Source organism: Flavobacterium aquidurense, from assembly GCF_031458035.1.
Lineage (GTDB): Bacteria > Bacteroidota > Bacteroidia > Flavobacteriales > Flavobacteriaceae > Flavobacterium > Flavobacterium aquidurense_C.
This window is the reverse complement of sequence record NZ_JAVDXR010000005.1, coordinates 62,026-86,931: the sequence shown is the minus strand read 5'-3', so window position 1 is coordinate 86,931 and position 24,906 is coordinate 62,026. Positions and strand designations below refer to the sequence as shown.

The following is a 24,906-nucleotide window of genomic DNA, read 5'->3' as shown; positions in this document are numbered from 1 at the left end:
TAAAATTTATACCACAAAGATATTTTAACTATAAGAGCTATAATAGCTATATTTGACAACATAATAGCTGTAAATGGTCAAATATGATAGAGGTAAATGTAAAAAAAGAAGCAGGTTTTTTAGAAAGTTTCGCCAATTTATTAGGTTCTGAAGTTAAGAATGGAATCCTGAAGATACCCAAAAATAAAGGAGTTGGTTATTTAAGGGGGTTTCGGTTAGCTAATTCGATTGATATGATTGTAAGCGTTTATGAAATTAATGATAGTATCCTGGCTAAAAGATTTGGGAATCAAAACACACTGAATAAAGTTCTTTTTTCATACAATAACATTTTTCCAGATTTGAATTCTAAAATAAAGTCTGCATCAAATGATTTACCAACTATTCAAGTTTTAAAAGGGAAATTAAATTTTGAAACCTTCTATCCTGCAAAGACTAAATTCAAATCTATATTTATTGGAATTGACACTGGTAGTTTATTGAGTTTTTTAGATTTGAATAATGATAATGAAATATTTAGAAATCTAATTGACGGCGAACAAACAATTCTATTTGAAGAGTTGGTTTCTCCAAAAATCCAGGAGGTGGCGTTAGAAATTTTGGAATCAGATATTCCAGATTCATTGAGTGTGTTTTATTTTAAAATAAAAGCAGAAGAATTAATATGTCTAACGCTAAAAGAGCTTTTTAAAAGAGGACATTCCAAAGTCCACGCACTAAATGAAAATGATGTTCACAAAATTTATCAAGTCAGAGACCAAGTTTTAAGCGAGCTTCATACATCACCAGTCCTAAAAGATTTTGCGAATAGCATAGGTATGAGTGAGTCTAAGTTCAAAAGATTATTTAAACAAATATTTGGCGATAGTTTCTTTAGCTATTACCAAAAATTTAGAATTAGGGAAGCAGCCCGTCTTTTAAAAGAAAACAAAATGACAGTGTCAGAAGTAGGCTATAGTTTGGGGTTTTCTAATTTAAGTCATTTTGCAAAAGTTTTTGAGGAACATTATGCAATCAAACCTAAATCGTTTCAAAAAAGGCAGGTTAATTAAAACTATCGATTTTAGGTATTAACCGAAAGGGAAAAATAAAAAAAACAAATACATTAATTTAAATGTATTTGTTGCGTCTAATTTTCTAAGAAACTGAACCCCGCATTGCTGTACCTTATCTGGCATGATTGTTCTGAACAGCAATACATTCTATTTCAACACTGGCATTTTTAGGTAACGCAGCTATCTGAATGGTGCTTCGAGCTGGAAAACCTTCTTTGAAATAACTTCCATATATTTCATTAACTACTTGAAATTGGTTCATGTCGGTAATAAAAATTGTCGTTTTAGTAACATGATTCAAATCGGAATGGTTGTCTTTAAGAATGACTTTTAAATTTTCAAAAATCTGAATGGTTTGTGCTTGAATATCTTCTTTCAAAACATTTGTCTTTGGGTCTATTCCTATTTGTCCGGAAACAAATATCAAATCATTATAAGCTATAGAATGACTGTACGGACCAATTGATGTTGGTAAATTGGAATGATTTGTTCTAACTATTTTTTTCATATTGCTACAGGATGACAAAATCAGGACTACTAGAATAAAAACTATTTTTTTCATGATGTATTTGATTTTGAGTTTAAAAAAAAGAGGCTAATCCTTTTGTAGATTAACCTCTTAAATTGGTTCTTATTTTTTAATAAAATTCAAAAGTTCTGAGTTGAATTTTTCTAATTCTTCGATGAATAATGCGTGACCGCTTTTTTCTAAAGGAACCAATGTAGAGTTTGAAATTAGTGAGTGCATTTGCTCTGCCAAATCATAAGAACAGATTTTGTCTAATTTGCCGTGTAGTATAAGAGTTGGAATTTTTATCTTTTTCAAATCATCACGCAAATCAGTGTCTCTTAAAGTTTTTAAGCCTTCAGCCATTGCATAAGGAGACGCTTGTGCTTGGATTGTTCCTAACCATGCTCCATATCCAGGAGAAACGCTTGTTGCATTAGCTGGGAATATTTGTCCAAAATTCTCCAAAAGTTGTGGTCTGTTAGTATTATTCAAAGCAATCAAACCATCTACATCTGTTTTAGTCCAATTACCATAATTGAAATCTGCTCTTTTTGTCCAGATTGGTGCAGCTGCTCCGAATAAAGCTAATTTAGAAATGTGAGCTGCATTATATTTTGCTACATAGTGAATTACTGTTGCACCACCCATTGAAAAACCTCCTAAAGTTGCATTTTCAATTTTTAGTTTGTCCAGAACCACTTTGATATCATCTGCAAAAACATCATAATTGTATTTTCCTCCTGGTTTGTCAGATTGTCCAAAACCTCTTAAACTAATTCCTATTACACGGTATCCTTTTTCAACAAAATAAGCATATTGGTATTCGTACATGGCGTCGCTTAATGGCCATCCGTGAATTAAAACTATTGCTTGTCCTTCTCCAAGGTCAGTTACGTGAAGTTTTACATTTTTTTCTACTTCAATGTATTCTTCTCTTCCATAAGAAGCAGGAGTTCTTTTTATTTGTGCAGAAGATTGCACGTTAATTAATAGAGCTGTAAAAAGTCCGATTGATAAGATTAAATTTTTCATTTTATAAATTTTTAAAGTTGTTAATTATTGGTTTTAATTATGTTGTTATTTTATATTACAAAGTTGTCATAATTTGGGAAGCGTTACAATGGATGTTTTTCTCTTTGAATTGCACTTTTTTCCCAAGCATTAAATTGTTATTTATTATGATTGTACAAATTCTAAAATATCTTTGTTGATAGTGTCAGCATCAGTAGTTGGCATACCGTGAGACAGTCCTTTATATATGATAAGTTTGCCATTTTTTAAAAGTTCAGCTGCTTTTACGGCAGTAGTTGCGTAAGGAACAATTTGGTCATCATCACCGTGAAGAACCAAAACTGGATTTTCAACACTTTTAAGATCTTCGGTAAAATCAGTTTCAGAAAAAACTTTGATACAGTCGTAATGAGCTTTAATGCCACCCATCATTCCTTGTCTCCACCAATTGTCCTGAATTCCTTTTTTTACATTTGCACCTTCGCGGTTATAACCATAAAAAGGTACAGTAAGGTCCTGATAAAATTGTTGTCTGTTGTTTAAAGTATTGAATCTGATATCATCAAATACTGATAATGGCACACCTTCTGGATTTCTTTCATCTGCAATCATATATGGAGTAATGGCGCTGATTAGAACTACTTTCGCAACGCGGTCTTTACCATATTGAGCCGCATATCGTATTGCTTCGCCTCCTCCTGTAGAGTGCCCAACGTGGATTGCATCTCTTAAGTCTAGGAATTCAGTCAATTCGGCTACATCAGCAGCGTAAGTGTCCATGTCATTCCCTTTGAATGTTTGAGTAGATCTACCATGTCCGCGTCTGTCGTGAGATATTACTCTGTATCCTTGATTTAAGAAAAACATCATTTGTGCATCCCAATCATCTGATGACAATGGCCACCCGTGGTGAAAGAAAATTGGTTGTCCTGCTCCTAAGTCTTTAAAATAAATTTCTGTTCCGTCTTTTACTGTGAATTTGTTCATGATTTTATTTTTTAAATGTTATTGTTATTTTGATATTGCAAAGTTGTTGTAAATTCGAAAGTGGTACAATGGATGCTTTTCTCTTTGAACTGCACTTTTTTCCCTTTCTTGTTTTTTCTTATTTTAACAAGGTTCTTAAAAGCCAAGCCATTTTTTCATGGTTTTGCATTAGACCTGTAATGAAGTCACTTGTTCCAAGATCTTCATAATCATTTGCAAAAATGTTTATGTTTCCTCTTAAATGATTAATTATGGTTTCATTGTCAGAAAGCAATTCTTTAATGAAAGACTGGCTATCATATTTAAATTGTTTTGGTTCTGCTAATTGAGTTAATTCTAAATACGATTTTAAAGAAGCCGGAGCATAATATCCCAATGTTCTAATACGTTCGGCTACACTATCAGTAAAACCATCTAACTGATTTGCCTGTTCTTCAAAAAATTTGTGTTTGTCGTAAAAATCAGCACCTTCAACATTCCAATGGGCATTTTTTGTTTTTGTAAAAAGCACAAATTCATTCGCTAATATTTTTGATAATTCGTCTGCTGTGTGTTTTCTGTTTTTTTCGTTTATTCCAATATTTATTACCATGATGAATTGTTTTTGTTATTTTGATATTGCAAAGTTGCGTCAAATGACAAAGGACAACAATGGATGCTTTTCGCCTTGAATTGCACTTTTTTCCTTTTTTGCTTAAAAAGTTTTTTTTTATAGTGTTTACGAATGAATTTTATTGTCAATTTAGATTTTTGACATAAAAAAAGTGCGGCTGTAAAAACCACACTTTAATGAAATATTCAATTTAATACTAGAATTGCTTTCTAAATGACAAAGGTGAAATACCTGTATTCTTTGTGAAAAACCGAATGAAATAGGCATCGTCTTCATAATTTAAACTAAAAGCTATTTCTTTCACAGTCATTGCAGTATGAGCTAACAGCCTCTTGCTTTCAAGAATGATTCTGTTTTTTATGATGTCATTTGGCGTATCCTTACTTAACAAACCTATTTTCTTGCTCAGATTTTTTGGAGTTAAGAATAACATCTCTGCATAGTCGGCAACAGTATGATGTGTTTTATAATGTTGTTCTACCAGTTTGCTGAATTTTCTCAGAAATTGAACATCTGATTGCTTGTCATTATCAGATAACAAATGTTGCTGTTTCCATATTCTGGTGGATTTGAGAATGATGAGTTTTAATAGTATTCGCAACATTTCTTCAGTGTTTGAATCTTCATCTTTCATTTCAGATTGTATTTCCCGAATTATATTTTGAATATCTGCCGATTGCTCCTCATTTAATTGAATAAATGGAATTTCAAAAACATTATTGTAGAGTATGCCATCACATGCAACTTCCTGATCGTGAATTTCGATGCAGTAAAAATCTCGGTTAAAATGTAATAACAACTCGCCTCCAAATTCAGTTTCATTAGGTTTTATAATCACTTTTGGATTTAAAAAAAGCAAGGAATCCGTTTCTATTTGAAATTCCTGAAAATCAACTTGGATTTTACAATCTTTAGGTAAAAATAAGATCTTGATATGATTCTCGATTTTAACCAGCGTATCTTCTTCAAGTTTTTGCTGTTTAAATTGTAAATTTCCGAATTGTTTGTATGAAAACTCTTTTAGCATATGTTGTTGTGTAATAAAGAAACTACTTTGAAATTAAGGGCGCTACAAAAATGGGGAAAAATTAGCTAAAAAAACTCCCTAGCGCTAAAATATATAATGATTATGTAGGCTAATTACTAATTTACTATTTCACCATGTCATATTATAAAAACTGGATTTAACTGGGAAAAACGGTCAATTGACTACCACTTTCCAATTTTAATTAACCACTACAAATTAGCACTTAATAGATTTTTAAATATTAATTATAATATTAACAAACAAAACATTGTGCTTAAATTTTTACTCATCAAATACATTGAATTAAATGTTCACTTTAAATGTGAATTAGGAGATCAACAGCATTGGATTTTGTGATTAAACACCAAACTACCATAGGTAAATATGAAAACGAAGGCAAAATGAAAGCTTACAGCCCCTCTAGTAATCGAAAGAGATACAAGCTCAGCGGACTATTAAAAATTCAAAGTAAAAGATAGCATAGCGCTATCTTTTTTTGTTACGTTCAAAAGGGTATCTTTGCCGCTAAAATAAAAGAAAAATAGCTCATGTAGAGCCAAAGACTTGATTAGAGACCTGCGTGTTTAAAAACATTGTAAATATCTGATTTTAAACAAATTAAAAAATGAATTACCTTTCTGTAGAAAATATATCGAAGTCGTTTGGCGAAAGAACGCTTTTTGACAACATCTCATTCGGAATCAACAAAGACCAAAAAATCGCTTTTATTGCTAAAAATGGTTCTGGAAAAACCACCATTATGAGTATTATTAACGGTTTGGATGAGCCGGATACAGGACAAGTAGTTTTGAGAAAAGGAATCCGAATGGCATTTCTTTCTCAAGATAATAATCTGCAAGAAGAGTTAACAATCGAAGAAAGCATCTTTGCCTCTGACAATGAAACACTAAAAGTAATTGAAGCCTACGAAAAAGCGCTTGAAAACCCAAACGACGAAGAAGCTTATCAAAAAGCCTTTGACGGAATGGATCAGCATAACGCATGGGATTTTGAAACGCAATACAAGCAGATTTTATTTAAACTTAAATTAGAGGATTTTAAACTTAAAGTAAAAAATCTTTCGGGTGGACAAAAAAAACGTCTTTCATTGGCTATCATTTTAATTAATCGTCCTGATTTATTGATTTTAGATGAGCCAACAAATCACTTAGATCTTGAAATGATCGAGTGGCTGGAAAGTTATTTTGCCAAAGAAAATATCACCTTGTTTATGGTTACACACGACCGTTTCTTTTTAGAACGTGTTTGTAATGAAATCATCGAATTGGACAACGGGAAATTATACCAATACAAAGGAAATTACTCTTATTATTTAGAGAAAAAAGAAGAGCGAATTACCTCTGAAAATGCAAGTGTTGACAAAGCCAAAAACTTATTTGTAAAAGAATTAGAATGGATGCGCCGTCAGCCAAAAGCGAGAACTACAAAATCAAAATCACGCCAAGATGATTTTTATGTAATCAAGGAAAAAGCTCAAAGCCGTCGTCGTGAAAATAAAGTCGAGCTTGAAATCAATATGGAAAGAATGGGAAGTAAGATTATCGAGCTTCACAAAATTTCAAAAAAATTCAAGGATCATGTTATTTTAGACAACTTTAGTTTCGATTTTCAGCGTGGAGAGCGTATCGGAATTATTGGTAAAAACGGAACCGGAAAATCGACTTTCTTAAACCTTCTAACTGGAACCCTTCCGCTGGATAGTGGCCGAGTGGTTAAAGGTGATACCATTAAAATTGGTTATTACACACAAAGCGGAATCAATCCGAAACCAAATCAGCGTGTAATTGATATTATAAAGGAATACGGTGAATTTATTCCACTAGCAAAAGGCAGAATGATTTCGGCTTCACAATTATTGGAGCGTTTTCTTTTTGATGCTAAAAAACAATACGATTTTGTCGAAAAATTAAGTGGTGGCGAATTGAAACGTTTATATTTATGTACGGTTTTAATTCAGAATCCTAACTTTTTAATTCTGGATGAGCCAACAAACGATTTAGATATTGTAACGCTAAATGTTTTAGAAAGCTTCCTTTTAGATTATCCGGGATGTCTATTGGTGGTTTCGCACGACCGTTATTTCATGGATAAAATTGTTGATCATTTATTTATTTTTAGAGGAAAAGGCGAAATCGAAAATTTCCCAGGAAACTATTCTGATTTCAGAGCTTATGAAGACAGTGCCGATGTTGCTCAAAAAGAAGAAAACAAAGCCGAAAAGAAAGACTGGAAACAAAATAACCCAACAGGAAACCTGACTTTTAATGAGCAAAAAGAATATCAAAAACTAGAACGAGAAATTAAAGATCTGGAAATTGATAAAACTAAAATCGAACAATTATTCTCAGATGGAAAAGTTGCCGATGCCGATATTGAGAAAAAAGCAAACGAGCTTCAAAATATCATCAATAAAATAGATCAAAAAGAAGAACGCTGGTTTGAGCTTTCGGCTAAAATTGACGGATAAAGTTATCACACCGAGATTCACAAAGAAAACACAGAGTTACACTAAGTTTTTTTTGTGAATCTTTGTGTTTTCTTTGTGAATCTCTGTGAAACAAGAAAACATAATTTATTATATTAGTCCACTTTAAAAAGAAACATTTTAATAAAATACTATGAAACACCTTTTATCTACCCTAGTTGCAATGACACTTTTTATTTCTTGCGCAAATGATCCAAAAATTGAACAAGTACCACCAAAAACAGATTATACTGTTGAAAATGAAAAAGAAATCGTTGATTATATCGCCAAAAACAACTTAATAGCAAAAAGAAGTGATTCTGGTTTATATTACGTTATTAATGATCCGGGGACAGGTGCTCAGCCAACCGCAAGTTCTAATGTAACTGTAGCTTATAAAGGCTATTATACAAACGGAACTATATTTGACCAAAGCAAAGATGCAGGAATTTCTTTTGGATTAAATCAGGTAATTAAAGGTTGGACAGAAGGCATCCCTTACTTTAAAGAAGGAGGAAGTGGAATTCTTTTGATTCCATCACATCTTGGTTACGGAAGTGAAAATGTCGGTCCTATTCCTGCAGGTTCTGTACTAATTTTTGATGTGAAATTAATTTCTGTAAATAAGTAGAGAAGAATCTCATTCGTTCAAATATTAAAAGTCCACAATAAAACATATTTTTATTGTGGACTTTTTTTTATCTTCAAATAATAGAGTACTATCTAATATTGAAGTAATAGTATTAAAGTATTACCTATTTTATAAATACCTAAATTTCATTATGTAAAGATTTAAAAAAATTGTGTAAATAATATTATAACTGTTTTCCGAGCTTTGTTTAAGTGAAAACGAATTCACAATATAAAACTCATATAAGATGGAAAATTTACATAATCCCGATGGAACAAAACGTCAGGTCTTAACAGGAATGTTTTCAGATCGTGACAGCATAGAAAGAGCTTACGATAATTTAAGCGAAAGAGGTTATACAAAAGATGAAATTAACCTTATCATGTCAGATGAAACCAGAAAAAAATATTATTCAGACAAAGATGATCATTCTGAACTTGGAACAAAAGCTGCTGAAACAGCCGGAGCAGGTTCTGCAATTGGAGGAACAATTGGTGCAATTGTAGGAGTTGTTGCTGCATTAGGAACGAGTCTTGTAATTCCTGGTTTAGGATTAATTGTTGCAGGCCCGTTGGCTGCAGGATTAGCTGGTGCTGGTGCAGGTGGAATTACAGGTGGTTTAATTGGAGCTCTTGTTGGTTCTGGAATTCCTGAAGACAGAGCAAAAATATACGAATCCGGAATAAAAGACGGTCATGTTGTTTTAGGCGTTCATCCACGTAATAGTGAAGATGCTGAATATCTTGAGCAACAATGGAGAGCAAATAATGGTGTGAATATCTACAGATAAACATCACTTTTCTATTATACAAAAGCCTAATCTAAATATGAGATTAGGCTTTTTTCGTTAAATTATTTCAATTTCTGATTCGTATCTTCGCGCTCTCTTGTAAATAAGACTATGCTATTTCAGATTAAATCATATTTAAAATTTCTTTGGAACTCCAAAAATGAACATGGAGTACATTCGCCATTTGTTTTTAGTTTACTGACTAAATGTTTTTACGATAAAAAGTCTAAACCAGAATATGCTATCCTAAAAAACTATAGAAAATCATTACTTAAAAACAAAAATTTCATTGAAGTAACCGATTTTGGCGCGGGCTCCAAAGTTTTTAAATCGAATAAAAGGCAGATTGCTAAAATTGCCAAAACGGCTGGTATTTCTGAAAAACGTGCCGAATTATTATTCCGTGTAACGAATTACTTTGAACCAAAAAACATTCTTGAAATTGGAACCTCATTAGGATTAGCTACTTCTGCCCTTGCTTTAGGAAATCCCAGAGCAAAAGTAATTACGTTAGAAGGTTGTCCGGAAACTGCGAATCAATGTCAATTGCAATTGCAAAAATTCAATTTCAACAATGTAAATTCAATCGTCACAGAATTTGAAAAATATTTCCAGGACATTCAACTGAGACTTAAAACTGAGACTGAGAACTTTGATCTAATCTACTTCGACGGCAATCATTCGAAAAAAGCAACTTTGGCCTATTTTGAACTTTTATTACCAACGATTGATAACGATACTGTTTGGATTTTTGATGACATCCATTGGTCTTTAGAAATGGAAGAGGCTTGGAAAATCATTAAAAATCACCCGAAAGTAAAAGTTACAATTGATACTTTTCAATGGGGATTCGTTTTCTTCAGATACGAACAGGAAAAAGAACATTTTATAATTAGAGCATAAAAAAAAGACAATCATTTCTGATTGTCTTTTTTTTACTAATTCAATTTTGCTTAATTATTTTTTAGCTTCTTTGTTTTCTTCAGATTTAGCTCCCATTCTGTTAACAGTATACATTGGAGCAAACTTCATTTTTAAACCAGCAATTTTTCTATTGTCTTCACCAGACAAACCTTCTTTTTCAACTGTATTTTTTCGGCTGTCAAGTGCTTCATACAATAATTTGATTTCATCCCAGTCTTCACGAGAATAACTATCTTTGTGATCTTCAACTGTATGAACAAATTGTTGGTAAACACTATGAATATTTTGAGCGTTTACCCATGAAAAACTCATATCGTCTCCAATTTTTCCTTCACCAAACAAAGCGTTACGCAATTGTTGTTTAGGACTTGGAGCTGGTGGGGTAAAAGCGGCTGTCATTTCGTTTTTAAATTCCTCGTACTTAATTTTACTTGCATTAATTTTTTCAGTTTCAGCAGTATTGTCTTTAATATCTGCCAAAGCTAACTGAGCGTTTTCTGCTCGTCTGTCATATTCTGCTTCGACATCTTTCCAATTTTCTTTTAAGTTGTCAGCATTTACATTTTTCACTGAATCGACATAGGTTACATAAGAGTCAATTGTCTTTTGAGCTTTTTCTTGTTTTTCGTCCTTACACGATGTAAAGCTTAATGCAATTAATGCAATTCCTGATAATAATTGTATGTTTTTCATAATTATTGATTGTTTAATTAATACATTAACAAATGTATCTAATAACCTAATATCAAAAATTACATCATTACCATGTTTTTAATATTAAAAAGATTTTAAACATGTAAAATTCGTGGAATAATGATAATTTTATAAAATAAATCAAAAAAAGTATAATTAATTCAAAAAATATATGCTCATTATTTAATAGGCCTGTAAACCAAAAGATGTTTTTGTAACAAAAACCAATTACAGGCTACTCATGATTATTGAAAAGTGTTTTGTACTTTTAAAACCAAAATTGTAAAACGAAATGGCAAATCCATTAATTAAAATAACCGACATTAAACGAAATTTTGTACTTGGTAATGAAATCGTGTATGTCTTAAAAGGAATAGATTTAGAAATCAACAAGGGAGAATATGTAGCTTTAATGGGTCCATCAGGATCCGGAAAATCGACTTTAATGAATTTATTAGGTTGTTTGGATACGCCAACATCCGGTCATTACGTTTTAAACGGAAAAGATGTCAGCCAAATGAAAGACGATGAATTGGCGGGAATTAGAAATAAAGAAATAGGTTTTGTATTTCAGACTTTCAATCTTTTGCCAAGAACCACTGCTTTAGATAATGTTGCGTTACCAATGATTTACGCCGGATATTCTAAATCAGATCGAAACGAACGTGCAGTAGAAGTTCTGAAACAAGTAAATCTTGCGGACAGAATGGATCACCAGCCGAATCAGCTTTCCGGAGGACAACGCCAGCGTGTTGCCATTGCCCGCGCTTTGGTTAACAAACCTTCTATTATTTTGGCCGATGAACCAACTGGAAACTTAGACAGTAAAACTTCTGTAGAGATTATGAAACTCTTTGGAGACATACATGCTCAGGGAAACACCGTAATTTTGGTAACACACGAAGAAGACATTGCCGCCTATGCACATCGTGTAATTCGTTTGCGAGACGGTTTAATTGAAAGTGACACTACTAAATAATTTTAGATTTCTGATTTTAGATTTTAGATTTTTGTAAATCTTAAATTTAGATTCCAGTATTTAATCTAAAATCATAAATCTACAATCTAAAATAACAATGAAGGTATATACAAAAACCGGAGATAAAGGAACAACAGCTCTTTTTGGAGGTACGCGCGTTCCTAAAGACCATATTCGTATTGACAGTTATGGAACTGTTGACGAATTGAACTCTTATATAGGTCTTATTCGCGATCAGGAAATTGATTCTCATTATAAAACCATTTTAATCGAAATTCAGGATCGTCTTTTTACCGTTGGCGCCATTTTGGCAACTCCGGCAGAAAAAGAAGTTTTAAAAAATGGTGAGCTTAGATTGAAAAATCTGGGTATAATTGATTCTGATATTGAACTATTAGAAAACGAAATAGACAAAATGGAAGAAAGCCTTCCGCCAATGACTCATTTCGTTTTACCAGGAGGTCATCAAACTGTGTCATATTGTCATATCGCACGCTGTGTTTGTCGTCGTGCCGAGCGTTTAGCAGTACATTTAAGCCATAATGAGCACGTTCCTGAAATAGCAATCAAGTACTTAAACCGACTTTCTGACTACCTTTTTGTCTTGGCACGGAAGTTGTCCTCAGACTTAAACGCGGAGGAAGTGAAATGGATTCCGAGGAAATAAATTTTCTTTAAATTCCAATTTTTTAAAATCCCAAATTCCAAGGAAAAATTAAAAATTCTGCGAATTTAAATAATATAGAAATTTCCCAATTTTGGCAATTTTAGGTTCCTTTTTGGGAATTTGGAATTTATTTTTTGGAATTTCAAGAGGACGTTCTTAAATTTTATTAAAATAAATCAAAATTTACTTGTCTTTTTCAGTAAAAAATTTATTTTTGCACAAACTAAACAGATAACAGATGTATTGGACATTAGAATTAGCATCTTATTTAAGTGATGCCCCATGGCCTGCTAACAAAGACGAACTTATTGACTACGCTATTAGAGCTGGTGCTCCATTAGAAGTAGTAGAAAACCTTCAGTCAATCGAAGACGAAGGGGAGATATATGAATCAATGGAAGAAATTTGGCCTGATTATCCAACAGACGAAGATTATCTTTGGAATGAGGATGAATATTAAAAAATAAACCAAAGGAAAAAGTCTCATCATAGAGGCTTTTTTTTTGGTTCAAATACACATTTACATAAAATAGAAATATAACAAATCATGAGTTTTATAAACAGTATCATAAAAGTCTTTGTAGGCGATAAGTCACAAAAAGATGTCAAAGCATTACAGCCCTATTTAAACAAAATTAAAACATTCGAAACCAGCTTAATGGGTTTGTCTCACGACGAATTAAGAGCTAGAACCGTATATTTTAAAGAAAGAATTAAAGAAGCAAGAGCTGAGAAAGATGCTAAAATTACTTCGCTTAAAGCAGAAGTAGAAAACATCGAAGACATCGATAAAAGAGAAGATCTTTATGATGCTATTGACGCTCTTGAAAAAGAAGCTTACGAAATTTCAGAAAAAACTTTGTTGGAAATTCTTCCGGAAGCATTTTCTGTTGTTAAGGAAACAGCACGTCGTTTTAAAGACAATTCTTTTATTGAAGTTACTGCAACTCCAAAAGACCGCGAATTTTCAGCTACAAAAACATACGTTACGATTGAAGGTGATAAAGCAACATGGGCAAATAAATGGAATGCCGCTGGTAAAGAAATTACCTGGGACATGATTCATTATGATGTTCAGTTAATTGGTGGTATGGTTTTACATGAAGGTAAAGTTGCCGAAATGCAAACAGGAGAAGGTAAAACTTTGGTTGCTACTCTTCCTCTTTACTTAAATGCCTTGACTGGAAATGGTGTTCACTTAGTAACTGTGAATGACTACTTAGCAAAACGTGATAGTACATGGAAAGCACCGTTATTCGAATTCCACGGTTTAACTGTTGATTGTATTGATAATCACCAGCCAAGTACAGAACAAAGAAAAAAAGCTTACGATGCTGATATTACTTACGGAACCAACAACGAATTTGGTTTTGACTATTTAAGAGATAACATGGCACATTCGCCAGGTGATTTAGTGCAGAGAAAACACAATTATGCAATTGTCGATGAGGTCGATTCTGTATTAATTGATGATGCAAGAACACCTCTTATTATTTCAGGACCAGTTCCACAAGGAGATCGTCATGAATTTAATGAATTGAAACCAAAAATCGAAAACTTAGTTGCACAACAACGTCAGTTAGCAAATGGTTTCTTGGCAGAAGCTAAAAAATTAATCAAAGAAGGAAATACTAAAGAAGGTGGATTCTTATTGTTAAGAGCTTACAGAAGTTTACCTAAAAACAAAGCATTAATTAAATTTTTAAGTGAAGAAGGAGTTAAACAATTGCTTCAAAAAACTGAAAATCAATACATGCAGGATAACAATCGCGAAATGCATAAAGTTGATGAGGCTTTGTATTTTGTAATTGAAGAAAAAAACAATCAGGTTGAATTGACTGACAACGGTATCCAATACCTTTCAGGAGATACTGATTCAGACTTTTTCGTGCTTCCGGATATCGGAACTGAAATTGCTGCCATCGAAAAACAAAAACTTGACAAAGACGCTGAAGCGGAAGCTAAAGAAAGATTATTCCAGGATTTTGGAGTAAAAAGCGAGCGTATCCACACTTTAACTCAACTTTTAAAAGCGTATGCTTTATTTGAAAAAGATGTAGAATATGTGATCATGGACAACAAAATTATGATTGTCGATGAGCAAACAGGTCGTATCATGGATGGCCGTCGTTATTCTGACGGTTTACACCAGGCGATTGAAGCTAAAGAAAATGTGAAAATCGAAGCTGCTACACAAACTTTTGCAACAGTTACATTACAGAATTATTTCAGAATGTATAGCAAATTAGGTGGTATGACGGGTACAGCGGTTACAGAAGCTGGAGAGTTATGGCAGATTTATAAATTGGATGTTGTTGAAATTCCAACCAACCGTCCAATCGCAAGACAGGACAAAGAAGATTATATCTACAAAACAACACGTGAAAAATTCAATGCTGTAATTGAAGATGTAACTGAATTATCAAAAGCAGGAAGACCAGTTTTAATTGGAACAACTTCTGTAGAGATTTCAGAATTATTAAGCCGTATGTTGAAAATGAGAGGCGTTACACACAACGTTTTGAATGCAAAAATGCACAAACAAGAGGCTCAAATTGTAGAAGAAGCAGGTAAAGCCGGAGTTGTAACCATTGCAACCAACATGGCAGGTCGTGGTACCGATATTAAATTATCTCCAGAAGTTAAGGCTGCAGGAGGTTTAGCAATCGTGGGTACAGAGCGTCATGATTCTCGTCGTGTAGACAGACAGTTACGTGGTCGTGCAGGACGTCAGGGAGATCCGGGAAGTTCTCAATTCTACGTTTCTCTTGAAGATAACTTAATGCGTTTATTTGGTTCTGAAAGAGTGGCCAAAGTAATGGACAGAATGGGATTACAGGAAGGTGAAGTTATTCAGCATTCTATGATGACTAAATCTATCGAACGTGCTCAGAAAAAAGTAGAAGAAAACAACTTTGGTGTTCGTAAACGTTTATTAGAATATGATGACGTTATGAACTCGCAACGTGAAGTAGTTTACAAACGCCGTCGTCACGCATTATTTGGTGAGCGTTTAAAACTTGATATTGCAAACATGCTTTATGATACTTGCGAATTAATTGTAAGTCAAACGAAACCGGTTAACGATTTCAAAAATTTCGAATTTGATTTAATTCGTTATTTCTCTATCACATCTCCAATTTCAGAAGCTGATTTCCTGAAATTAACTGATATCGAAATCACAGGAAAAATATACAAAGAAACTCTAGCTTTCTATACGGAGAAAACAGAAAGAAGCGCAAGAGAAGCTTTTCCAATCATTAAAGGAGTGTACGAAGAGCCAAACAATCATTTTGAGCGTATCGTAGTTCCATTTACTGACGGAATTAAAACGTTGAATGTTGTAACTGATTTGAAAAAAGCATATGACAGCGAAGGTGCTCAGTTAATTGCTGATTTCGAGAAAAACATCACACTTTCTATTGTTGATGAGGCTTGGAAAAAGCATTTACGTAAAATGGACGAATTGAAACAATCTGTTCAATTAGCAGTTCACGAACAAAAAGATCCATTGCTTATCTATAAATTAGAAGCTTTCAATTTGTTTAGAGGAATGTTAGAAAACGTTAATAAAGAAGTTATCTCATTCTTGTTCAAGGGTGATTTACCAGCTCAAAACGTTCCTGAAATTCACGAAGCAAGAGAAGTTCGTCAAAAAGAAAACTTCAAATTAAGCAAAGATGAAATTCCAAACAGTGAAGACATCAACCGTGAAGCAGGAGAAACACAACAACGTCAGGTTACTGAAACAATTGTGAGAGATATGCCTAAAATCAACCGTAATGATACTGTAACAGTTCAGGAAGTTGCAACAGGTAAAACTGAAGAAATGAAATTTAAAAAAGCAGAAATTTTAATCGCTTCTGGCGCTTGGGTTCTTGTTAAATAAGTCGCAGTTTTAAGTCACAGTTTACAGACTGGTATTCTAAATTTATATACATCAAACCCGACAGGTTTTAAAACCTGTCGGGTTTTGTCTTTTAAAATAGTTTAGAGTTTACAATTCCATCTAACTCTTTTTTAATCTGTGAAAATCAGTGGCAAAAAACACAGCTTAAAAAATTTAACACATAGATACATAGATTTTAAACTTTCAAAAAGATGACTTTTAAAAAATCTAGATTTTCACACATAGCTCTGTGTTTTTAAACAAGTGAAACGCCTTTACCTACAAAGAAAAATCATGTTACTATGTGTTAAAAAAATAAAGCCATAGATTCAAGGATTTACAGAATTAATCTTTTTTAATTCCATCTAACTCTTTTTTAATCTGTGAAAATCAGTGGCAAAAAAATGTTAGCAACTCTTTGTCAAAGTACCTAACCACTTTCTTCAAATCTGTGACTGAAAACTCAGACTGGAAACTTTTTTGGAAAACTCAAAAAAAAATTCTTTCTAAAATGAATAAACTGTACTTTTGCAACCGTAAACAACAAACAAAGCTTTGAAGCGAATTTTAATCATATTTCTTTCCTGTATGCTTTTAGTGCCATCATTTGGCAGCTTCTTTGTTTATACCTCATTCAAATTAAATCAGGAAGAAATTTCAAAAACCATCTGTGTACAGCGAAAAATGGTTTTTAATTCTTGTAACGGCCGATGCGAACTTCAAAAAAGTTTGAAGAAATACGCCGACAACGAAAAGAAAATGCAAAACAACCTGAAAGAAAAAGCAGAAGTTGTTTACGTTCAAAACACGCCTGCAGCTAATTTCAAATTAGTCACTCCTATCGAATCTACAGCAAAACTTTTTGCTTCATTTGATGAAAAACCAATATCGGTTTCAAATAGTACTTTTCACCCTCCATCCTATTTTATATAAATTTTAGCTGCACTTTTCAATTTCATAATTGAGAAGATTTTTTTCCTGGATTAACGTCAGGAAGAAAGACATGTTACTTTTTAGAATTTATATAATTTAAAAATGAAAAAAATATACTTTACCCTATTGATCGTAGGGCAATGTGTTCTTGCTCAAAATGAGGTAAAAAAGGATACGACAAAATCTCAGGAACTTGAAAATGTATTTATAACTGCCAATCGTACTGCAACTTTACGAAAAGAAACTCCCGTTGCCATAAGTAAGATAACAGCAAAAACCATTAACGAAACCAAAGCAACTGCGGTTTACGAAATCATTAATAAAACGCCGGGGGTTTTGATGGTTAATTTAGGAAACGAACAACACATGATGTCGATTCGTCAGCCAATGACAACCAATGCGTATTATTTATATCTGGAAGACGGTTTGCCAATTCGACCAATGGGCATCTTCAATCATAATGCTTTGCTGGAAATAAACCAATATAATTTGCAAAGTATTGAAGTGGTTAAAGGTCCGGTTTCTTCGTTATACGGTCCGGAAGCTGTTGGCGGAACGATTAATTTAATTTCAGTAAAACCACCTGTTGATCCTGAATTTAAATTTGGAGTTCAGGCCGACAATTATGGTTACAGAAGATTTCAGGCGGCAGGCGGTGCGACGATTGGAAAAGTGGGTTTTCATATTGCCGGAATTTCAAGTTTACAGGAAAATGGCTGGATGACTTACTCTGATTACAATAAGGATAATCTAAATGCGAGAATAGATTACAACATCTCAACTTCAACCAGATTAATCAGCAACACCATGTATGGAAAATATTATTCAGACATGAGTGGAACTGTTAACGAAGAAGCATTTAACAACAGAACTTACAAAAGCACTTCAGATTTTACCTATAGAAAATCCGATGCTTTACGAACTAGATTAACATTAGAACACGATTGGAACAGTAATTCAAGCAGTTATATTACGGCTTATTTACGTGACAATAAATTAGGTCAAAATCCTTCTTACGGAATTAAATGGAGTCCAACCGTCAATCCAACAACAGCAACAGGCGAAGTTAATTCGAATAATTTTAAAAGTTATGGCGCTATCGGGCAGCATACTCAAAAATTCGATTTTTTAAACACCAAACTGGTTGCCGGAGCTTTATATGATTATTCTCCAGTTACGTATTGGGCATATGTAATCGATTTGAAAGCCAATTTAAATCCGGGAGTACCGGGACAACAAACGGTAGATTCTTATGAAATTATTGCTGAACATCCGGATTCAAAATTAGCAGATTACACTGCAGATATTTTCAACACGGCAGGTTATGCGCAATTGAGTTTTAACCCGATAGAAAAATTAGTAGTCACAGTTGGCGGACGTTATGACAACATGAAAGTCAATTACGATAATGCTTTAGACAATTCTACCGGAAGTAAAGTTTACGACAAAATGACTTTTAAAGCCGGTGCAAACTACAATCCGTTTGAATTTGCTGGTTTTTACGGAAATTATTCACAAGGATTTGCACCTCCGGGAATTACCTCGATTTTCAGAACAAAACCCGGAACAGGCGGAACAACCGACGTTCCTGCAGATTTCTATTATAATTTAGAACCAGCTACTTTCAATAATTACGAAGTTGGTGGATGGCTTTCTTTACTTCAAAATAAATTAAATTTCGACTACGCTTTCTATTATATGGAAGGAAAAAACGAACTTTTAAATATCAAACTTGCGGATAATTCCACAGATTATCGCTCAGCTGGAGAAACGCGTCATAAAGGAATTGAGTTTGGAGCGACATATCGCCCTTCAAAACAAATTAACTTTCGTCTTGGCGGAACTTACGCACAGCACACTTACATCGATTTTAAACTTTCAGACAAACCATCTGATCCGGTTCAGGATTTAAACGGAAAAGAAATGCCATCAGCGCCAAAATGGTCCGGAAATTCGGAGTTGAGTTATTATCCAAACTGGCTTCCAAATCTAAGAACTTCTATCGAATGGCAACTTGTTGGAAGTTATTATCAAGATCAGATTAATACCGTAAAATATGATGGTTACAATATTTTCAATGCCCGAATTGGTTATCAATGGAAAGGAATTGAAGTCTACGGAAACGTACTCAATTTAACCGACAAATTATATGCTTATAATGTTACGAGAGCCAATACAGCAAACGCGCAGCCAACATATACGGCAGCTGCTCCCAGAACTTTTGTATTCGGAATACAATATAATTTTTCATTAAAAAAATAAGTTTTTGCCACAGATTAACAGATTAACACAGATTAACAAAAATCATTTTAATCCTTTAATCTGTGGCAGAATAAAATAATAATTATTAGAAGCTAATCCCGCTTTCGCCTTTATCTTTTTATGGCAGAAAAAGCCATAAAAAAGATATCGGCTCTATCGGGGCTAAAAAACCTAACAATGAGCAAAGAAATAAAACAGAAAAAGTCTAAAAAGAAAGATTCAAAGTTTGTCAAGAAAATCAAGCAGCACATGTACAAATGGCATCGTGTTATTGGCTTAGTTACGATTATTCCGGTAATCTTCTGGACATTATCTGGTTTGATGCATCCTTTTATGGCGCACTTTTTCAAACCCGAAATTGCCCATGAAAAACTGGAACAGCCAATTATAGACAAAAGCCAATTGCATTTTTCGATTCAGGAAGTTTTGAAAAAAAACAACATCAGCGAATTCAAAAATTTCAGAATCGTTTCTTTTGACAACGCTACTTTTTATCAGGTAAAAAACATCAAAGGTGATTTATTATATTTTGATACTTCAAACGCAAAAAAACTTGAAAACGGAGATCAAAAATATGCGGAATGGCTTGCGCGTTATTTTTTAGATGATCAAAAAAGTGCTGTCAAAAAGAGCGAAATTGTTACCGAATTCACTTCACAATACAAATATGTAAATCGTTATTTACCCGTTTACAAACTGAGTTTTGATCGCCCGGACACTATGGAAGTTTATGTAGAAACTTCTTCCAGCAAATTAGCGACTTACAATCCTACTTCAAGACAATGGTTTATTTGGTTTTTCGATACTTTTCATAATTGGTCGTTTGTAGATGCGATTACGAATAATAGTATCCGAATTATTACGATGATTTTCTTGTTATCTATTATTGGATTTTCTGCCCTGAGCGGTATTCTTATTTATGGTTTACTTTGGAAGCAATTCAAAAAAACTGATAATTTAGCACCTAAAAAAGGACTTAGAAAATACCACCGCCAAATTGGGATTTGGGTATCACTTTTCACTTTGACATTTGCTTTTAGCGGTGCTTATCATGCCACCACAAAATGGACTCCGTACACTTTATCGCAAATGGTTTACGAACCAACTTTTGAAACGAAAGAAATTCCGATACAAAATAATGCTTTAGATTTAGACTGGACACGTTTTCAAAATGCAAGCATTATCTCTTTGAATGATACGACTTATTTCCGCTGCCAGTTATTGGAAAAAGAAAAGTTTAAAACTCCAAAAACCGATTCAAATTCGAAATGGAATAAAAAAGATGATAAAAAATCAGAAGTGATTTATATCAACGCCGTAACGAATAAAATCACACCTAACATAGATCTTCAATATGCCGAGTTTCTGGCTTATTATTTTACAGATGGCGCTCCAAAAGCCGCTTGCTGCGAAATGGCTGAAAGCTCTGACGAACCAAAAATTGCATTGGAAGATACCAAATTATTAGAATCAAAAGTCTTAACTGATTTCAATAGCAGAGAATATGGTTTTGTAAACAAAAGATTGCCTGTTGTAAAATTGGCGTACGACACTCCACAAAAAACAACTTATTTCATTGAAACTGGAACTTCAAGACTAGCTGCTGTTGTTAAAAATTCAGATATGGTTGAAGGGTATTCGTTTGCGATTTTCCACAAATTTTTATTCATGGATTGGGCAGGAAAAAATATTCGTGATCTAACAATGGTTTTGGCTGCTTTGACTATTTTGATTGTTAGTATTTTAGGATTTATTTTGTTTTTAAGAAAGTAAAGAAAAAATCTCGCAAAGTCGCAAAGTTTTATTTTGTTTCACGCAGATTTAAAATGATTTAAGCAGATCGTTATTAAAATTAAATCTGCCTAAATCTGCAGAATCAGCGTGAAATAAAAACTTTGCGACTTTGCGGCTTTGCGAGATTAAAAATTATAGATAGGATTTCGACTTCGCTCAACCTGACAAACAAATGTTATCTAGGATTTTCCTCAAAATAACGCGCTTCGATTCGTTTAATATCTTTAATTGAATTCTTAGCCCAAGCCAAACGTTTTTCGAGAATTTCTTCGTCTGATAATTGCCATTTGACATCAGAATTTCGCAATCTGTTCGTAAGGTTTTGGATGATGATTGCCGCAGAAACTGAAATATTCAAACTCTCGGTAAAACCAACCATCGGTATTTTCAGGAAACCATCTGCTTTTTCCAGAATTTCCTCAGACAAACCGTCTCTTTCTGTTCCGAAGAACAAGGCGCTCGGTTTCGTAATATCGAAATCTTCCATCAAACAATCATTTTCATGAGGTGAGGTCGCAATAATTTGATAACCCTGATTTTTTAAAGTGGAAATACAATTCGTAACCGAATCAAATTTATTGATATCAACCCATTTTTGGGCTCCCATCGCAATTTCTTTATCGATTCGTTTTCCATATCGCTGCTCGATAACATTTAATTCCTGAATTCCAAAAACCTCACAACTACGCATTACAGCGCTTGTGTTATGCATCTGAAAAATATCCTCCACCACTATTGTAAAATGTTTGGTGCGGTTTCCGAGAACTTTTAGGAATTTCTCTTTACGATTATCAGTCAGTATATTTTCAAGAAAAGCAAGGTAATCTAAATCAATCATTTTAGTGTTATTTGTCGCAAAAATACATTTTAAAGAAATGTATTGATTGCTTTATTTTTATTTTTTAATCCAAAAGAGAATCCAGAACACCTTCAAAAATTGCTTGTCCAAATGATTTCTGTTTCTCCTGATCAGGGAAAATTGGTTCAGGTTCTATATTGCTCATTTCCCTTTTAAGTAATTTATTAGTATTGGCTAAAGAATAATAGTGCTGTGATTTTATCTTCGTTGGTTCAAATCCGGGTTTTGGATTATAAATCGAATATGCTACTGTTAAATTAAGCAGTTTTTTGTAATCAATACTGGAAGATGGTGCTGCTTTCAAAAATGAAAAAGACGTTATTGTACTATCAGCACAAAATAAATTTTTATTTTTGGTTTGAGCAAAAAGAATCGTGCTCATTAAAAACAGCAATAATAAAAACAGCTTTTTCATTTGATAAAATTAGAATATAAAAGTAAGAAAAAACCATATCTTCCATTTAATATGTCAATTAATTTCGCTGTATATTCCATAAAGAATTAAAATTTTATAAAATGAAAAAGAAATTAGTCGTTTTAACCGGAGCCGGAATCAGTGCCGAAAGCGGCATTAAAACATTTCGTGACAGCGATGGTTTGTGGGAAGGACACGATGTCATGGAAGTAGCAACTCCTGAAGGCTGGCGTAAAAATCAAGAATTGGTTTTAGATTTTTATAACAAAAGACGTCAGCAATTAAAAGAAGTAGAACCCAATTTAGGACACAAGATTTTAGCCGAGTTGGAAAAAGATTTCGATGTTCATATTATTACTCAAAATGTGGACGATTTGCATGAACGTGCAGGCAGCACAAAAGTTTTGCATTTGCATGGCGAATTACTAAAAGTGCGAAGTGTTCAAGATAGAAATCATATCCTCGATTGGACCGAAGATTTATATACTGGAGATCTGGATGAAAACGGACATCAATTGCGACCACATATTGTCTGGTTTGGCGAAGATGTTCCCGCTCTTGAAGAAGCAATTGAAATTACAGAAACTGCCGATTATTTTGCGGTGATTGGAACGTCATTGCAAGTATATCCTGCCGCTGGACTGATATCCTATACTTACAGCATTACACCCGTTTTTTATATTGATCCAAAGCCAATTGCAATTCCGAATATTAAAAATAAAGTGGAAATTATTGCTAAAATTGCTTCAGAGGGAGTTGCGGAATTACGAGAACGATTAAAATCAAACACTAATTTCACGGATTTACACTAATTTTAGTATCTCACAAAATTGAATACTAGAATGTACTAATGTTGTTCACAGTAATGTAAGGGCATTTTTCGTGACAATTAGTGAAATTAGTGTTTGATCTTTGTCTAGTAAATCCGCAAATTCTGTTTATATTTGTGCCTTTCGAAAAACAACATAAACAATGACTACTTTAAACGAATTGAATGCTATATCACCAATCGACGGAAGATATAGAAGCAAAACCCTTTCATTAGCCCCTTTTTTCTCTGAAGAAGCTTTAATCAAATACCGTGTATTGGTTGAAATCGAGTACTTTATTGCTTTATGCGAAGTGCCTTTGCCACAGCTTGCAGCTGTAAATTCAAATTTATTTGACAGTTTAAGAGACATTTATAAAAATTTCTCTACTGAAGATGCGCTTTGGATTAAAGAAACTGAAAAAGTAACCAACCACGACGTAAAAGCGGTGGAGTACTTTATCAAAGACGCTTTTGAAAAATTAGGCTTATCTCAATACAAAGAGTTCATTCACTTCGGATTAACATCTCAGGATATTAATAATACCGCTATTCCGCTTTCTACAAAAGAAGCTTTTGAGAAAGTTTATATGCCATCTTTAATTACTTTAATTTCTAAATTAAAAGAATTAAGTGTAGAATGGAAAGACATCCCGATGCTAGCCCGTACACACGGACAACCGGCTTCTCCTACTCGTTTGGGTAAAGAAATTTTGGTATTTGTAGAGCGTTTAGAAGAGCAAATGCGTTTGTTGTTCAACATTCCGTTTGCGGCTAAATTTGGTGGTGCAACCGGAAACTACAATGCACATCACGTAGCATACCCACAAATCGACTGGAAACAATTCGGAACTAAGTTTGTTGAAACTGATCTTGGTTTACACCACTCTTTTCCAACAACTCAAATTGAACACTACGATCATTTTGCTGCATTTTTTGATGCTTTAAAAAGAATCAACAATATCATCATCGATTTAGACCGTGATATCTGGACGTATGTATCAATGGAATATTTTAAACAAAAAATCAAAGCGGGCGAAATTGGATCATCTGCGATGCCTCATAAAGTTAACCCAATTGATTTTGAAAACTCTGAAGGAAATTTAGGAATTGCAAATGCTATTTTTGAACATTTAGCAGCTAAATTGCCAATTTCAAGATTACAGCGTGATTTAACTGACAGTACTGTTTTACGTAATATTGGAGTTCCAATCGGACATACTATTATTGCTTTTGAAGCGACATTGAAAGGTTTAAACAAATTGTTATTAAACGAATCAAAATTTGCTGAAGATTTAGAAAAAAACTGGGCAGTTGTTGCTGAGGCTATTCAGACAATTTTACGTCGTGAGGCATATCCAAATCCGTACGAAGCTTTGAAAGGTTTGACAAGAACGAATGAAGCAATTGACAAAAAAGCTATTCATAATTTTATTGCGACTTTAGAAGTTTCTGACGCTATTAAAGAAGAATTAATGCAGATAACACCTGCAAATTTCACAGGAATTTAAAGAAACCCTAAAATATTTTCTCAAAAAAAGCTATCTTTAACGATAGCTTTTTTTATTGCTTG

General features: G+C 33.4%; 22 protein-coding genes. 14 read left to right on the top strand and 8 right to left on the bottom strand.

From position 1 onward, the window contains the following. Positions 1-83 precede the first annotated feature (83 nt). Positions 84-1,052, top strand: coding sequence for a helix-turn-helix domain-containing protein (locus J2X17_RS09650; RefSeq protein ID WP_310296945.1), 969 nt, complete (start codon positions 84-86; stop codon positions 1,050-1,052). Between the two features lie 115 nt (positions 1,053-1,167). Here J2X17_RS09650 and J2X17_RS09645 read toward each other — a convergent pair whose 3' ends face one another. From J2X17_RS09645 to J2X17_RS09625, 5 genes are all read right to left on the bottom strand, one after another. Further along, the gene (locus J2X17_RS09645) at positions 1,168-1,617 is read right to left on the bottom strand and encodes a RidA family protein (RefSeq protein WP_310296942.1); all 450 of its coding nucleotides are present in this window, start codon (positions 1,615-1,617) and stop codon (positions 1,168-1,170) included. Positions 1,618-1,686: 69 nt separating this feature from the next. After that, positions 1,687-2,598, bottom strand: a complete 912-nt coding sequence (locus tag J2X17_RS09640; protein ID WP_310296940.1) for an alpha/beta fold hydrolase — start codon at positions 2,596-2,598, stop codon at positions 1,687-1,689. Positions 2,599-2,742: 144 nt separating this feature from the next. After that, on the bottom strand, positions 2,743-3,564 hold the full coding sequence (locus J2X17_RS09635; RefSeq protein WP_310296937.1) for an alpha/beta fold hydrolase: 822 nt from the start codon (positions 3,562-3,564) through the stop codon (positions 2,743-2,745). Between the two features lie 118 nt (positions 3,565-3,682). Further along, a complete protein-coding gene (locus tag J2X17_RS09630; protein ID WP_310296934.1) occupies positions 3,683-4,156 on the bottom strand; it encodes a Dps family protein in 474 nt (157 codons plus the stop codon). A 217-nt stretch (positions 4,157-4,373) separates the two neighbouring features. Continuing rightward, the gene (locus J2X17_RS09625) at positions 4,374-5,204 is read right to left on the bottom strand and encodes a helix-turn-helix domain-containing protein (RefSeq protein WP_310296931.1); all 831 of its coding nucleotides are present in this window, start codon (positions 5,202-5,204) and stop codon (positions 4,374-4,376) included. A 625-nt stretch (positions 5,205-5,829) separates the two neighbouring features. On the opposite strand from J2X17_RS09625, the gene J2X17_RS09620 reads away from it, so the two are divergent. The 4 genes from J2X17_RS09620 to J2X17_RS09605 all read left to right on the top strand — a co-directional run bounded on the left by J2X17_RS09620 (position 5,830) and on the right by J2X17_RS09605 (position 10,013). Further along, positions 5,830-7,692 (top strand): ABC-F family ATP-binding cassette domain-containing protein, encoded by a 1,863-nt coding sequence (locus J2X17_RS09620; protein WP_310296928.1) that lies wholly within the window; start codon positions 5,830-5,832, stop codon positions 7,690-7,692. Between the two features lie 151 nt (positions 7,693-7,843). Beyond that, complete coding sequence (locus J2X17_RS09615; RefSeq protein WP_310296925.1) at positions 7,844-8,320, top strand: FKBP-type peptidyl-prolyl cis-trans isomerase; 477 nt, start codon at positions 7,844-7,846, stop codon at positions 8,318-8,320. Between the two features lie 247 nt (positions 8,321-8,567). Continuing rightward, complete coding sequence (locus tag J2X17_RS09610; RefSeq protein ID WP_310296922.1) at positions 8,568-9,110, top strand: hypothetical protein; 543 nt, start codon at positions 8,568-8,570, stop codon at positions 9,108-9,110. Positions 9,111-9,221: 111 nt separating this feature from the next. Then, entirely contained in the window at positions 9,222-10,013 is a 792-nt protein-coding gene (locus J2X17_RS09605; protein ID WP_310296919.1) for an O-methyltransferase, read from the top strand. 54 nt (positions 10,014-10,067) lie between these two features. On the opposite strand, the gene J2X17_RS09600 is transcribed toward J2X17_RS09605, so the two are convergent. Next, a complete protein-coding gene (locus tag J2X17_RS09600; RefSeq protein ID WP_310296917.1) occupies positions 10,068-10,727 on the bottom strand; it encodes a hypothetical protein in 660 nt (219 codons plus the stop codon). A 292-nt stretch (positions 10,728-11,019) separates the two neighbouring features. Between J2X17_RS09600 and J2X17_RS09595 the strand changes: the two genes are divergently transcribed. From J2X17_RS09595 to J2X17_RS09565, 7 genes are all read left to right on the top strand, one after another. Beyond that, positions 11,020-11,706: an ABC transporter ATP-binding protein gene (locus J2X17_RS09595; protein ID WP_310296914.1), complete on the top strand. Its 687-nt coding sequence runs from the start codon at positions 11,020-11,022 to the stop codon at positions 11,704-11,706. A gap of 97 nt (positions 11,707-11,803) precedes the next feature. Beyond that, entirely contained in the window at positions 11,804-12,373 is a 570-nt protein-coding gene (locus J2X17_RS09590; RefSeq protein WP_310296912.1) for a cob(I)yrinic acid a,c-diamide adenosyltransferase, read from the top strand. A gap of 238 nt (positions 12,374-12,611) precedes the next feature. Next, positions 12,612-12,833, top strand: a complete 222-nt coding sequence (locus J2X17_RS09585; protein WP_007138072.1) for a DUF2795 domain-containing protein — start codon at positions 12,612-12,614, stop codon at positions 12,831-12,833. 87 nt (positions 12,834-12,920) lie between these two features. After that, complete coding sequence (gene secA / locus J2X17_RS09580; RefSeq protein ID WP_310296909.1) at positions 12,921-16,262, top strand: preprotein translocase subunit SecA; 3,342 nt, start codon at positions 12,921-12,923, stop codon at positions 16,260-16,262. A 588-nt stretch (positions 16,263-16,850) separates the two neighbouring features. Further along, complete coding sequence (locus J2X17_RS09575) at positions 16,851-17,195, top strand: hypothetical protein (RefSeq protein ID WP_310296907.1); 345 nt, start codon at positions 16,851-16,853, stop codon at positions 17,193-17,195. A 102-nt stretch (positions 17,196-17,297) separates the two neighbouring features. Beyond that, positions 17,298-19,457, top strand: a complete 2,160-nt coding sequence (locus J2X17_RS09570; RefSeq protein ID WP_310296905.1) for a TonB-dependent receptor — start codon at positions 17,298-17,300, stop codon at positions 19,455-19,457. Positions 19,458-19,634: 177 nt separating this feature from the next. Then, positions 19,635-21,230: a PepSY domain-containing protein gene (locus tag J2X17_RS09565; RefSeq protein WP_310296902.1), complete on the top strand. Its 1,596-nt coding sequence runs from the start codon at positions 19,635-19,637 to the stop codon at positions 21,228-21,230. A gap of 196 nt (positions 21,231-21,426) precedes the next feature. Here the strand turns inward: J2X17_RS09565 and J2X17_RS09560 are convergent, their stop codons facing one another. Beyond that, positions 21,427-22,089: a TrmH family RNA methyltransferase gene (locus tag J2X17_RS09560; RefSeq protein WP_310296899.1), complete on the bottom strand. Its 663-nt coding sequence runs from the start codon at positions 22,087-22,089 to the stop codon at positions 21,427-21,429. Between the two features lie 64 nt (positions 22,090-22,153). Beyond that, entirely contained in the window at positions 22,154-22,525 is a 372-nt protein-coding gene (locus J2X17_RS09555; protein WP_310296897.1) for a hypothetical protein, read from the bottom strand. Between the two features lie 101 nt (positions 22,526-22,626). Here J2X17_RS09555 and J2X17_RS09550 point away from each other — a divergent pair, with 101 nt between their 5' ends. After that, positions 22,627-23,337 carry an SIR2 family NAD-dependent protein deacylase gene (locus tag J2X17_RS09550; RefSeq protein ID WP_310296894.1) on the top strand — a complete coding sequence of 237 codons (711 nt, stop codon included), beginning with the start codon at positions 22,627-22,629 and terminating at the stop codon, positions 23,335-23,337. 160 nt (positions 23,338-23,497) lie between these two features. Further along, positions 23,498-24,844: an adenylosuccinate lyase gene (gene purB, locus J2X17_RS09545; RefSeq protein ID WP_310296891.1), complete on the top strand. Its 1,347-nt coding sequence runs from the start codon at positions 23,498-23,500 to the stop codon at positions 24,842-24,844. Positions 24,845-24,906: the final 62 nt, after the last annotated feature.

Excerpts from the sequence above, each read along its gene's own strand:
- J2X17_RS09650 (WP_310296945.1), top strand. The coding sequence starts at position 84 with ATGATAGAGGTAAATGTAAAAAAAGAAGCAGGTTTTTTAGAAAGTTTC.
- J2X17_RS09645 (WP_310296942.1), bottom strand. The coding sequence starts at position 1,617 with ATGAAAAAAATAGTTTTTATTCTAGTAGTCCTGATTTTGTCATCCTGT.
- J2X17_RS09640 (WP_310296940.1), bottom strand. The coding sequence starts at position 2,598 with ATGAAAAATTTAATCTTATCAATCGGACTTTTTACAGCTCTATTAATT.
- J2X17_RS09635 (WP_310296937.1), bottom strand. The coding sequence starts at position 3,564 with ATGAACAAATTCACAGTAAAAGACGGAACAGAAATTTATTTTAAAGAC.
- J2X17_RS09630 (WP_310296934.1), bottom strand. The coding sequence starts at position 4,156 with ATGGTAATAAATATTGGAATAAACGAAAAAAACAGAAAACACACAGCA.
- J2X17_RS09625 (WP_310296931.1), bottom strand. The coding sequence starts at position 5,204 with ATGCTAAAAGAGTTTTCATACAAACAATTCGGAAATTTACAATTTAAA.
- J2X17_RS09620 (WP_310296928.1), top strand. The coding sequence starts at position 5,830 with ATGAATTACCTTTCTGTAGAAAATATATCGAAGTCGTTTGGCGAAAGA.
- J2X17_RS09615 (WP_310296925.1), top strand. The coding sequence starts at position 7,844 with ATGAAACACCTTTTATCTACCCTAGTTGCAATGACACTTTTTATTTCT.
- J2X17_RS09610 (WP_310296922.1), top strand. The coding sequence starts at position 8,568 with ATGGAAAATTTACATAATCCCGATGGAACAAAACGTCAGGTCTTAACA.
- J2X17_RS09605 (WP_310296919.1), top strand. The coding sequence starts at position 9,222 with ATGCTATTTCAGATTAAATCATATTTAAAATTTCTTTGGAACTCCAAA.
- J2X17_RS09600 (WP_310296917.1), bottom strand. The coding sequence starts at position 10,727 with ATGAAAAACATACAATTATTATCAGGAATTGCATTAATTGCATTAAGC.
- J2X17_RS09595 (WP_310296914.1), top strand. The coding sequence starts at position 11,020 with ATGGCAAATCCATTAATTAAAATAACCGACATTAAACGAAATTTTGTA.
- J2X17_RS09590 (WP_310296912.1), top strand. The coding sequence starts at position 11,804 with ATGAAGGTATATACAAAAACCGGAGATAAAGGAACAACAGCTCTTTTT.
- J2X17_RS09585 (WP_007138072.1), top strand. The coding sequence starts at position 12,612 with ATGTATTGGACATTAGAATTAGCATCTTATTTAAGTGATGCCCCATGG.
- secA (WP_310296909.1), top strand. The coding sequence starts at position 12,921 with ATGAGTTTTATAAACAGTATCATAAAAGTCTTTGTAGGCGATAAGTCA.
- J2X17_RS09575 (WP_310296907.1), top strand. The coding sequence starts at position 16,851 with ATGCTTTTAGTGCCATCATTTGGCAGCTTCTTTGTTTATACCTCATTC.
- J2X17_RS09570 (WP_310296905.1), top strand. The coding sequence starts at position 17,298 with ATGAAAAAAATATACTTTACCCTATTGATCGTAGGGCAATGTGTTCTT.
- J2X17_RS09565 (WP_310296902.1), top strand. The coding sequence starts at position 19,635 with ATGAGCAAAGAAATAAAACAGAAAAAGTCTAAAAAGAAAGATTCAAAG.
- J2X17_RS09560 (WP_310296899.1), bottom strand. The coding sequence starts at position 22,089 with ATGATTGATTTAGATTACCTTGCTTTTCTTGAAAATATACTGACTGAT.
- J2X17_RS09555 (WP_310296897.1), bottom strand. The coding sequence starts at position 22,525 with ATGAAAAAGCTGTTTTTATTATTGCTGTTTTTAATGAGCACGATTCTT.
- J2X17_RS09550 (WP_310296894.1), top strand. The coding sequence starts at position 22,627 with ATGAAAAAGAAATTAGTCGTTTTAACCGGAGCCGGAATCAGTGCCGAA.
- purB (WP_310296891.1), top strand. The coding sequence starts at position 23,498 with ATGACTACTTTAAACGAATTGAATGCTATATCACCAATCGACGGAAGA.